The organism is Streptomyces sp. 8N706, assembly GCF_052245415.1.
Classification (GTDB): domain Bacteria; phylum Actinomycetota; class Actinomycetes; order Streptomycetales; family Streptomycetaceae; genus Streptomyces.
In genome coordinates, this window is record NZ_JBQQBW010000253.1 from 1 (window position 1) to 856 (window position 856).

Consider the following 856-nt stretch of genomic DNA (forward strand, 5'->3'; position numbering starts at 1 on the left):
GGACCTTTACTACAGCTTGATATTGGTGTTCGGTTCGGCTTGTGTAGGATAGGTGGGAGACTGTGAAATCATCACGCCAGTGATGGTGGAGTCATCGTTGAAATACCACTCTGGTCGTGCTGGATGTCTAACCTGGGTCCGTGATCCGGATCAGGGACAGTGTCTGGTGGGTAGTTTAACTGGGGCGGTTGCCTCCCAAAGGGTAACGGAGGCGCCCAAAGGTTCCCTCAGCCTGGTTGGTAATCAGGTGTTGAGTGTAAGTGCACAAGGGAGCTTGACTGTGAGACCGACGGGTCGAGCAGGTACGAAAGTAGGGACTAGTGATCCGGCGGTGGCTTGTGGAAGCGCCGTCGCTCAACGGATAAAAGGTACCCCGGGGATAACAGGCTGATCTTCCCCAAGAGTCCATATCGACGGGATGGTTTGGCACCTCGATGTCGGCTCGTCGCATCCTGGGGCTGGAGTCGGTCCCAAGGGTTGGGCTGTTCGCCCATTAAAGCGGTACGCGAGCTGGGTTTAGAACGTCGTGAGACAGTTCGGTCCCTATCCGCTGTGCGCGTAGGAGTCTTGAGAAGGGCTGTCCCTAGTACGAGAGGACCGGGACGGACGAACCTCTGGTGTGCCAGTTGTCCTGCCAAGGGCATGGCTGGTTGGCTACGTTCGGGAGGGATAACCGCTGAAAGCATCTAAGCGGGAAGCCTGCTTCGAGATGAGGACTCCCACCCCCGTTGAGGGGTTAAGGCTCCCAGTAGACGACTGGGTTGATAGGCCAGGTGTGGAAGGCAGGTGACTGCTGGAGCTGACTGGTACTAATAGGCCGAGGGCTTGTCCTCAGTTGCTCGCGTCCACTGTGTAG

At 57.1% G+C, this 856-nt stretch carries 1 rRNA gene; it reads left to right on the plus strand.

Annotated features, from left to right (window positions below):
• Nucleotides 1–833 (plus strand): 23S ribosomal RNA (locus tag ACTWQE_RS34125); the annotation flags it as partial.
• Between the last annotated feature and the right edge of the window lie 23 nt (nucleotides 834–856).